The 8,473-nt window shown below is 40.5% G+C and carries 10 protein-coding genes and 1 pseudogene; 4 read left to right on the top strand and 7 right to left on the bottom strand.

The genetic code is table 11. The features are described 5' to 3' along the window. Positions 1–220 (top strand): annotated as a pseudogene (locus FJR06_RS19395) (hypothetical protein); the annotation flags it as partial. Here FJR06_RS19395 and FJR06_RS19390 read toward each other — a convergent pair. Beyond that, the gene (locus tag FJR06_RS19390) at positions 213–725 is read right to left on the bottom strand and encodes a DUF2808 domain-containing protein (RefSeq protein WP_015081068.1); all 513 of its coding nucleotides are present in this window, start codon (positions 723–725) and stop codon (positions 213–215) included. The pseudogene FJR06_RS19395 and the gene FJR06_RS19390 sit on opposite strands and share 8 nt — an antisense overlap. Positions 726–1,287: 562 nt before the next feature. Between FJR06_RS19390 and FJR06_RS19385 the strand changes: the two genes are divergently transcribed. The 3 genes from FJR06_RS19385 (at position 1,288) to FJR06_RS19375 (ending at position 4,348) form a co-directional block, all read left to right on the top strand. Beyond that, positions 1,288–2,442: a Re/Si-specific NAD(P)(+) transhydrogenase subunit alpha gene (locus FJR06_RS19385; protein ID WP_015081069.1), complete on the top strand. Its 1,155-nt coding sequence runs from the start codon at positions 1,288–1,290 to the stop codon at positions 2,440–2,442. A 212-nt stretch (positions 2,443–2,654) separates the two neighbouring features. Further along, entirely contained in the window at positions 2,655–2,948 is a 294-nt protein-coding gene (locus tag FJR06_RS19380) for an NAD(P) transhydrogenase subunit alpha (RefSeq protein ID WP_015081070.1), read from the top strand. Next, positions 2,945–4,348 carry an NAD(P)(+) transhydrogenase (Re/Si-specific) subunit beta gene (locus tag FJR06_RS19375; protein ID WP_168652075.1) on the top strand — a complete coding sequence of 468 codons (1,404 nt, stop codon included), beginning with the start codon at positions 2,945–2,947 and terminating at the stop codon, positions 4,346–4,348. The genes FJR06_RS19380 and FJR06_RS19375 overlap by 4 nt, the downstream gene beginning before the upstream one ends. A gap of 122 nt (positions 4,349–4,470) precedes the next feature. Here FJR06_RS19375 and FJR06_RS19370 read toward each other — a convergent pair whose 3' ends face one another. The 6 genes from FJR06_RS19370 to FJR06_RS19350 all read right to left on the bottom strand — a co-directional run bounded on the left by FJR06_RS19370 (position 4,471) and on the right by FJR06_RS19350 (position 8,316). After that, positions 4,471–5,388: an endonuclease NucS domain-containing protein gene (locus tag FJR06_RS19370; protein ID WP_015081072.1), complete on the bottom strand. Its 918-nt coding sequence runs from the start codon at positions 5,386–5,388 to the stop codon at positions 4,471–4,473. Between the two features lie 50 nt (positions 5,389–5,438). After that, complete coding sequence (locus FJR06_RS24070; protein WP_217359797.1) at positions 5,439–5,897, bottom strand: hypothetical protein; 459 nt, start codon at positions 5,895–5,897, stop codon at positions 5,439–5,441. 287 nt (positions 5,898–6,184) lie between these two features. After that, positions 6,185–6,550: an endoribonuclease MazF gene (gene mazF, locus FJR06_RS19365; RefSeq protein WP_041458487.1), complete on the bottom strand. Its 366-nt coding sequence runs from the start codon at positions 6,548–6,550 to the stop codon at positions 6,185–6,187. After that, positions 6,531–7,310: a hypothetical protein gene (locus tag FJR06_RS19360; protein ID WP_015081076.1), complete on the bottom strand. Its 780-nt coding sequence runs from the start codon at positions 7,308–7,310 to the stop codon at positions 6,531–6,533. Before FJR06_RS19360 ends, mazF begins: the two co-directional genes overlap by 20 nt. Positions 7,311–7,909: 599 nt before the next feature. Further along, positions 7,910–8,119 carry a type II toxin-antitoxin system HicA family toxin gene (locus tag FJR06_RS19355; protein WP_015081077.1) on the bottom strand — a complete coding sequence of 70 codons (210 nt, stop codon included), beginning with the start codon at positions 8,117–8,119 and terminating at the stop codon, positions 7,910–7,912. Continuing rightward, the gene (locus FJR06_RS19350; RefSeq protein WP_015081078.1) at positions 8,116–8,316 is read right to left on the bottom strand and encodes a type II toxin-antitoxin system HicB family antitoxin; all 201 of its coding nucleotides are present in this window, start codon (positions 8,314–8,316) and stop codon (positions 8,116–8,118) included. Before FJR06_RS19350 ends, FJR06_RS19355 begins: the two co-directional genes overlap by 4 nt. Between the last annotated feature and the right edge of the window lie 157 nt (positions 8,317–8,473).

Genomic DNA, 8,473 nt, shown 5'->3' with positions numbered 1-8,473 from the left:
AATGCTTCGCCCGTACAGTTGTCAGTTGTCATTTGTTCGTTGTCAGTTGTTCGTTGTCCGTTGTCCGTTGTCAGTAGGGGCGAAGCATTTGGAAGATAAATTATCGGTCATTGCCAAAAATAGTTCTCCAAATGCTTCGCCCGTACAGTTGTCCGTTGTCCGTTGTTCGTTGTCAGTTGTCAGTTGTTCGTTGTCCGTTGTCAGTTCCCTTTTTAAGTAATACTGATAATCCATGAGCCGAGGTAACGCAATAATGGCACATCTCCAGGGGAAAGCACTTGACAATTAAAATAGAAAACTCCCCCAAAAGACGGATTTTGAACGTTAGATAAGACTACCTCTACTTTTTGACCGGCTGGAACTGGTTCTTCGGGAAATATTTGAATCGCTCGGCCTTCCTTATCCCATTTCACTTCAGACAGGGGGACTTTTTTGCCTTTAACTAAGACTTCAACACTTTTGGTATCAAAACTTCCCTTGTAATAATCAGGATAGGTAATGGCAAATTGAGCTACTGCCAATTTCATTTTTTTGGCAGGAACTCTTAGTATATAACGATCAGTGCTATTGGTTTGTCCGCCAAAATCCAAGCGGTAAGGCAGTTGATTATCAGCTTTGACACCGCTAAAAAGTGTCAAACCAGGTAAGCTTTGCGCCCAAGTTGTAGCGGAAAAACTTGTTAATAAACAGCTAGTAACAGCTAAGGCAGAAAGTAAGCGTTTCATAAATTAGGTTTCCGCTAGTGGATAGTTTTTAACTAAGCGTTAGTATTTGTAACTAAACTTTACTACTATATGCTTGACAATAGACGTTAGTTAAAGGTAAAAGTGCCATTCTTGTGAAAAGTTCCATCTATAAAGCAAAATTACTGTTATTTAGCATTTAGTGTAAACATTCTTAATTTTATTATCTAAAAGAATAATTTTTGTTGCTAATTATGAATATTCAGATATATCGCAAATGATTAAAAATTCCATAATGAATCAAAAAAAGAGTGCGAATTTTCCAAAATATAAAATAATCTAAAGAACAATATCCAAAATGTAGAAATCGGCAGAGGATGTGCGATAACTAATTCTACTTATAGCTGTTTTGTGAGGATGATATCTGCATACTGTCAAGTTGAAGTTGTGACTAGAGAACGAAGATAGCAAAAACAAAATTTGGAAATTCTATCTACAAAGGTAATTCATGGTTAATCATCCCATCAGCTTAATGATACTAATTTGACATAAGAAGTATTAAAAGTTAACGGGTGATGTTAAGTATTTATATCCAGGAGATTGCATGAAAATAGCAGTTGCGAAAGAAATAGAAGTTTGTGAACGGCGTGTAGCTTTAATTCCTGACACCGTGGGAAAATTAGTCAAACAAGGTTTAGAAGTTTGGGTAGAAACAGGTGCGGGAGAAAAAGCATTTTTCAGTGATGCTGACTATGAAGCAGCAGGAGCAAAAATTAGTCATGATTCTGCCCAATTATGGAGTGAAGCAGATATTTTACTCAAAGTTAGCCCACCGCAAACCAGAGAAGACGGCCGAACAGAAATTGAATTACTTAAATCTGGCTCTGTATTAATTAGCTTCCTTAATCCCCTGGGAAATCCCGTAATTGCTCAACAATTAGCAAATCGGCAAATTACCGCTTTGAGCATGGAATTAATCCCCCGTACCACCAGGGCGCAAAGCATGGATGCCTTGTCTTCCCAGGCTTCACTGGCGGGCTATAAAGCCGTATTGATTGCGGCGGCGGCATTACCGAAATACTTCCCCATGTTAACCACCGCTGCGGGGACAATTGCTCCCGCCAAAGTATTTATTATGGGTGCAGGTGTGGCAGGATTGCAAGCCATAGCGACGGCCAGAAGGCTAGGAGCAGTAGTAGAAGCCTTTGATATCCGCCCAGCCGTTAAAGAAGAAGTGCAAAGCTTAGGGGCGAAATTCGTCGAAGTCAAACTCGAAGAAGAAACCGTAGCAGCCGGTGGTTACGCCAAAGAAATTTCAGAAGATAGTAAAAAGCGTACCCAAGAACTAGTAGCCAGCCACGTCAAAAACTCCGATATTGTCATTACCACCGCCCAAGTACCAGGGAGACAAGCCCCCAGACTGGTGACAGAAGAAATGGTGGCACAAATGAAACCCGGTTCAGTAATTGTGGATTTAGCCGCAGAACAAGGTGGAAACTGCGCTTGTACAGAAGCGGGTAAAGATATTATTTGGAACGGGGTAACAATTATCGGACCAATTAATTTACCCTCATCCATGCCAGTACACGCCAGTCAACTGTACGCAAAGAACGTTACCTCATTAATGCAATTGTTAATTAAAGACAAAGCCTTAGAAATCAACTTTGGTGACGATATCGTTGACGCAGCTTGTGTTACTCATGGTGGAGAAATTAGAAACCAACGAGTAAAAGACGCTTTGCAAGCGGTAGCGGTTTAGTTGATACAAACAAAGCCCAGGCGAATATAATTCGCGGCTACACAGGCAAAGTCCGCCTGCGCGGACTAATTACGGAATAACGAACCACAGAGGCACAGAGTTCACAGAGAAATGAGTGTTTGAGGGATATTTTCCATGATTGTTGTAAATCTTCTCTTTGCGTCTTTGCTCCTTTGTATCTTTGCGCGAAACCTCTTAAATCCAAAATTAACATGACACAAGCATTACTTCCGGCTTTATTTGTACTCGTCCTAGCCTCTTTTATTGGCTTTGAAGTGATTAACAAAATTCCCCCCACGTTACACACTCCGTTAATGTCCGGTTCAAACGCGATTTCCGGGATTTCCGTAATTGGTGCAATCCTGGCTGCGGGGGAGAAAAACACGAACTTATCAGTCATTCTCGGTTTAATCGCCGTAATTTTGGCAATGGTGAATGTTGTCGGTGGTTTTTTAGTCACTGACAGAATGCTGCAAATGTTTAAAAAAAAGGAAGTTAAAGCATGAGCGACTTTTTACCAACTGGGATTCAGCTAACTTATTTAGTCGCTGCGTCATTATTTATCTTAGGTTTGAAAAAGCTGGGTTCTCCCGCTAGTGCTAGAAATGGTAATCTTGTCGCTGCGGTGGGAATGCTATTAGCTATTGTCGCTACAATGCTAGATCAGCACGTATTAAATTACGAGATGATTTTGATAGGTTTGGCTATTGGTTCGGTAATTGGCGCTGTTATTGCTTACAAAGTGCAAATGACGGAAATGCCCCAAATGGTGGGTTTATTAAATGGTTTAGGTGGAGCATCTTCCGCATTAATTGCCGTTGCTGAATTTTGGCGGTTATTAGATAGTTCACAGCCTATCCCCCTCGATGTCAACATTTCCATGTTATTGGATGTGTTAATTGGTGGCGTGACTTTAACAGGTAGTTTTCTCGCTTTTGCCAAATTGCAAGGTCTAATTAGCGGTACTCCCATTACCTTTCCTTTGCAACAACCTTTTAACCTCTTGCTTTTGGGTTCTTATTTAGCTGGAAGTGCCTATTTAATCATGACACCAGATAGCCTCCCCGTATTTTTGGGAGTGGTGGCTGTTTCTTTGGTCTTGGGTGTGATGTTCGTCCTCCCCATTGGTGGGGGTGATATGCCTGTTGTCATCTCTCTGTTAAACTCCCTCTCCGGTGTGGCTGCGGCTGCGGCTGGGTTTGTGGTGATGAACAATATGTTAATCATCGCCGGTGCTTTGGTGGGGGCTTCTGGTCTTATCCTCACGGAAATTATGTGTAAGGCTATGAACCGTTCTTTGTTCAGTGTCTTATTTAGTGCTTTTGGTTCTGTTTCTACTGCTAGTGGTGGTGCGGCTGCTGGCGCTAGTGATCAACCTGTTCGCAGTATTGATGCTGAGGAAGGGGCGATGATGTTGGGTTATGCCCGTTCTGTGGTGATTGTCCCAGGTTACGGTATGGCGGTTGCTCAAGCACAGCATAGCGTCCGGGAGTTGGCTGATCAATTAGAGCGCATGGGTGTGGATGTGAAATATGCGATACATCCGGTGGCGGGGAGAATGCCGGGACACATGAATGTATTATTGGCGGAAGCTAATGTGGCTTATACGCAGTTGTATGATATGGAGGATATTAATCCCCAGTTTGAACAGGCTGATGTGGCGTTGGTGATTGGTGCTAATGATGTGGTCAATCCGGCGGCGCGTAGTGATAAGAATAGTCCTATTTATGGGATGCCGATTTTGGAGGTTGATCGCGCAAAGCAAACTATTGTGATTAAGCGCGGTATGAGTGCGGGTTTTGCTGGTGTTGATAATGAGTTGTTTTATAAGGCTAAAACGACGATGTTGTTTGGTAGCGCTAAGGATATGGTGGCTAAGTTGGTTAGTGAGGTGAAGCAGCTCTAGATATAGGCTAGGGGTGTAGTTTGTTGACTATGCCCTTTTTTCTCACGCAGAGGCGCAGAGACACGGAGAGTTTTGTTTCGCGCAAAGACGCTAAGGAGCAAAGGCGCAAAGAAGAGGTAAGATTAAATTCTTTCAAACCATCTACGTAAAGCTTCATAAATAAAGATATTTAAACTTCGATTTTTAGCATCTTCCTTTGCAAATTTAATACGAGTTGGATTTACTTTACCAAGTCCTCTGGAGACAGGCATAACAATAGCTGCATTCTTCCAATCTGTCCAAATTCTGAATCTAAAAATATTACCTTGTTGTTCCCATAAGAAATTGCGAGGTAGCCATAAAAATAGCACAAGTTCTTTTTTGCTATCTAGCCTTAATTCAGCACAATGTTTAGTTTTCGCGTTACCATAATAAATACCACCATCTTGGGATATTTCTTGCATACGATCATCAAATTGTAAAATTGTTTCTCGAAATGTGAGTAATTTACCTCTTTCTTGAGGTGTACATTTTTCAATTAATTGATAAAACCGTTTATGAGGACTAGGAATTTCTTTTTTAAGATGATTTTCTCGTGAATAATCAAAATCTAATTTCCAGTTGAGAGTAGTATCTACATTAATTATGTTTAGACTAAATTTTTGCTCTTGACAAATAATTTTAAACTGCAAGAAGTTAAATTTTAGTTGATGATATTTTCGATCAGTATAGTTATCTCTATGAAAATTCGGAGTAACAGCAATTAAAACTATAGGAACTTGAAAATTTATATATTCAGGAAAAGGTTTTTCATCTAAAAGAGCATCATAATAACGAGTAAGTTGTTGGACAATATATCTATCTTCAGAGTTTTTTAACTCTATGATTACAAGTTCCTTATTTTTACCAAAAGCTAAAATATCACAATATTGTCCACTGACTTGATACTGTCGCTTTAAAGGTTTATATCCAAATATCTTTTCTAAGTTGTTCCAAACCAAATTTTCTAAATCTTTTTCGCTTTCAAATTCCCATCCGCTTGCTACTTGTCTTAATTTCATCTGTATCAATCTGTAAAACTATGAGTGTGGGTATATTTAGATATTTTACCTCAACCTGTTTCATTTGATACGATACAGTAAGCTATGCGATCGCTCTTTTCTTCTCTTCTTCCTTCGTGTTCTTCGCGTCTTCGTGGTTCGTTAAAAAAGGATATTGGGGAAAAGTGCGATTCTTTGCGTCTTTGCTCCTTTGCGACTTTGCGCGAAACTCTCTGTGTCCTCTGTGTCTGGAGTGGTTCGTTAAAAAAGGATGTTGGGGAGTTGAGGGTGTGCGATAGCGAAGCGCTGCTGCAAGCAGTTCGCTGTTTGGGAGGTTGAGGGGGTGCGATAGCGAAGCGCTGCTGCAAGCAGTTCGCTGTTTGGGAGGTTGAGGGGGTGCGTCGCTGTTTGGAAGGTTGAGGGGGTGCGATAGCGAAGCGCTGCTGCAAGCAGTTCGCTGTTTGGGAAGTTGAGGGGATGCGATCGCTTTTGGGAAGTTGGAGGGATGCGATAGCGAAGCGCTGCTGCAAGCAGTTCGCTGTTTGGGATGTTGAGGGATGCGATCGCTCTTCTCTTCTTCCTTCGTGTTCTTCGTGTCTTCGTGGTTCGTTAAAAAAGGATGTTGGGGAGTTGAAGGAGTGCGATCTCTCTTTCTCTGTGTCCTCTGCGTCTCTGCGGTTCGTTAAAAAAGATGTTTGGGAGTTTGAGGGAGAGCGATAGCGAAGCGCTGCTGCAAGCAGTTCGCTGTTTGGGAAGTTGGAGGGGTGCGATATTAGTATTTTACTAATTGCTTTTATCCTCAGTCATTACAACACTTTTAATCTTGCTGAGGATAGGGAATTATCACAGATAATATACTAATGACTTCAGTAACAAATTCAACTGAAACTTTTTCAATAAATTCAGCTTTTCTTGCTTTCCAATCAATGCTTTTAAGATGATCTGCTAAAACAACACCTGTAGTATTTATACCGCTAGGTATAGGAACTTCAAAAGGATAACCTTTTGTACTGTTAGTTATTGGGCAGACTAGAGCAAGACCTAAGTCATTATATATCATAGGAGAAATAATTAAAGCGGGGCGATGACCAGCTTGTTCACGCCCCTCTTGAGGGCTGAAATTTAGCCATACAATGTCGCCGCGCTCCGGCACATATACCTTACTACCAAACTTCGTTACCAATTGCTTCACCCCAGTCACTTTCACCATGAGAATTTAGAGGAGTTATTTTTACTAAGAACTCTTCCAAATTATACCTCTTACATGGTGTTTTTTTCTGCTGGCTAGGATTATTTTCAGAGGTATTAGAAACTATTTGCTCATATTTATCTATTAACTGAGGTAACCGTACACCAACATCAGAATCACTCAATACATTGAGAAGATAACTCTTGAATTGCAAAAACGAATCTTCGTGTTTTTTGCAAACAGCTTGAGAAATGCCAAGTTCAGATAAAGAATATTTTCCTTGAGCCAATAATTCTTGGATATAACCAAACAAAATCAAATCCTGAAGCTTCTCAGGAAGATAGTTCCAGTAATTCTCTACGATTCTGGAGTGAACATAATTAATTTCAGAAACTCTTTCGACAAACTTCTGAAAAGCCATGTCCAAGAATTTTTCTTCAAGCGCGTAACTACGCTTTAATTTATTTTCAGAATCAGGAGCAGGAATACGTTTAGTAAGCTCCTTGATTTGTGAACCTGTAATAACAAGCTGTTCTTGAAGCTCAAACAAAATTATAAATTCTTGAAGAGCCTCAGAGAGCTTATATTTTACCTGATCTATGTTTATGCCTTGACGTTGTGCAATATTTCCAAGAAATTCATAAAATTCAGCATTGGAAGAATCACAGGCTAAACACTGCTCTAAGAATAATTGAGCTTCTTCAAGCCGAAATTCTTCAAAATAACCAGGTTTGATAGCCTCTAGGATACCCATTTGCAACACCTAAGCTTATAAAGCGCATTATATTTTAACTCTACCTTAGCTTCTCTGACGAAAAATAACAAGACCTTTGACTATCAAGATTACTAAACTAACCAGTATAATTAATAACAGCAAGTAATAACACTAATTTTCTGAATGAGTTTGGCTTTATAGCTAACAAACTTCACCGATAGCATACTGTAATTTACTCTGTGAAGAAGTACAGTAAAAACGTAATTAGATGCGAGCAGTCTTTGCTGAAACGTAATTATTTTGGTGATGATTGCAATACACTGTGTCTCTTTGGTTCGTTAAAAAGAGAAGTTGAGGGAGTGCGATAGCGCAAGCGCTGACTTGTCAGTTCGCTGTTTGGGGAGTTGAAGGGATGCGATAGCGCAAGCGCTGACTTGTCAGTTCGCTGTTTGGGGAGTTGAAGGGATGCGATAGCGCAAGCGCTGACTTGTCAGTTCGCTGTTTGGGGAGTTGAGGGGGTGCGATAGCGCAAGCGCTGACTTGTCAGTTCGCTGTTTGGGAGTTGAGGGGATGCGATAGCGCAAGCACTGACTTGTCAGTTCGCTGTTTGGGGAGGTTGATGGAGTGCGATAGCGAAATTAATCTAAATCTTCTTCAGTTAAACCAGCATCTTTCAAAATACTTTTCAGTGTACCCATAGGTAGATCACGATTTCCATGAACAGGTATAGAAAGAATCACACTCATACCTTCCTTAACATAGATATGATGACTACCTGTAATCCTTTTTAGATTCCATCCATAGCGTTCCACAATCTTACACAGAGATTTACCAGAAACGGATTTCATAAAGATAACTCAATTAATTGTTTTTCTGGTTCAATTTCTTCTTGCTGACTAGCAACTTCTAACCAACCTTGAACAGCATCTTTCAACATTTCTAATAAATGTTCATAACTTTCACCCCAGGTATGACACCCTGGTAAAGCTGGTACAGAACCACACCATACACCATCTTCTTCCCAAATAATTGCTTTTATTTTCATAGTCAATTCCTTGAACTAAGGATATTTTACCGCAGGGGGAGTCAGACGTATCAGTTTAATAAAGATGAATAATCGCTTTTGGGGAGTTGAGGGAGTGCGATAGCGAAGCGCTGACTTGTCAGTTCGCTCAACTTAAACCCCAAAACCCAAAACCACA

The organism is Dolichospermum sp. UHCC 0352, from assembly GCF_009711925.1.
Taxonomy (GTDB): Bacteria; Cyanobacteriota; Cyanobacteriia; order Cyanobacteriales; family Nostocaceae; genus Dolichospermum; species Dolichospermum lemmermannii.
This window is presented reverse-complemented; position numbering and strand designations above follow the sequence as displayed.

Bases quoted from the DNA above. Each gene is read 5' to 3' on its own strand.
- FJR06_RS19360 (WP_015081076.1), bottom strand. From the start codon at position 7,310: ATGGGTATCCTAGAGGCTATCAAACCTGGTTATTTTGAAGAATTTCGG.
- FJR06_RS19350 (WP_015081078.1), bottom strand. From the start codon at position 8,316: ATGAAAATAAAAGCAATTATTTGGGAAGAAGATGGTGTATGGTGTGGT.
- FJR06_RS19370 (WP_015081072.1), bottom strand. From the start codon at position 5,388: ATGAAATTAAGACAAGTAGCAAGCGGATGGGAATTTGAAAGCGAAAAA.
- FJR06_RS19385 (WP_015081069.1), top strand. From the start codon at position 1,288: ATGAAAATAGCAGTTGCGAAAGAAATAGAAGTTTGTGAACGGCGTGTA.
- FJR06_RS19355 (WP_015081077.1), bottom strand. From the start codon at position 8,119: ATGAAATCCGTTTCTGGTAAATCTCTGTGTAAGATTGTGGAACGCTAT.
- FJR06_RS19390 (WP_015081068.1), bottom strand. From the start codon at position 725: ATGAAACGCTTACTTTCTGCCTTAGCTGTTACTAGCTGTTTATTAACA.
- FJR06_RS19380 (WP_015081070.1), top strand. From the start codon at position 2,655: ATGACACAAGCATTACTTCCGGCTTTATTTGTACTCGTCCTAGCCTCT.
- FJR06_RS19375 (WP_168652075.1), top strand. From the start codon at position 2,945: ATGAGCGACTTTTTACCAACTGGGATTCAGCTAACTTATTTAGTCGCT.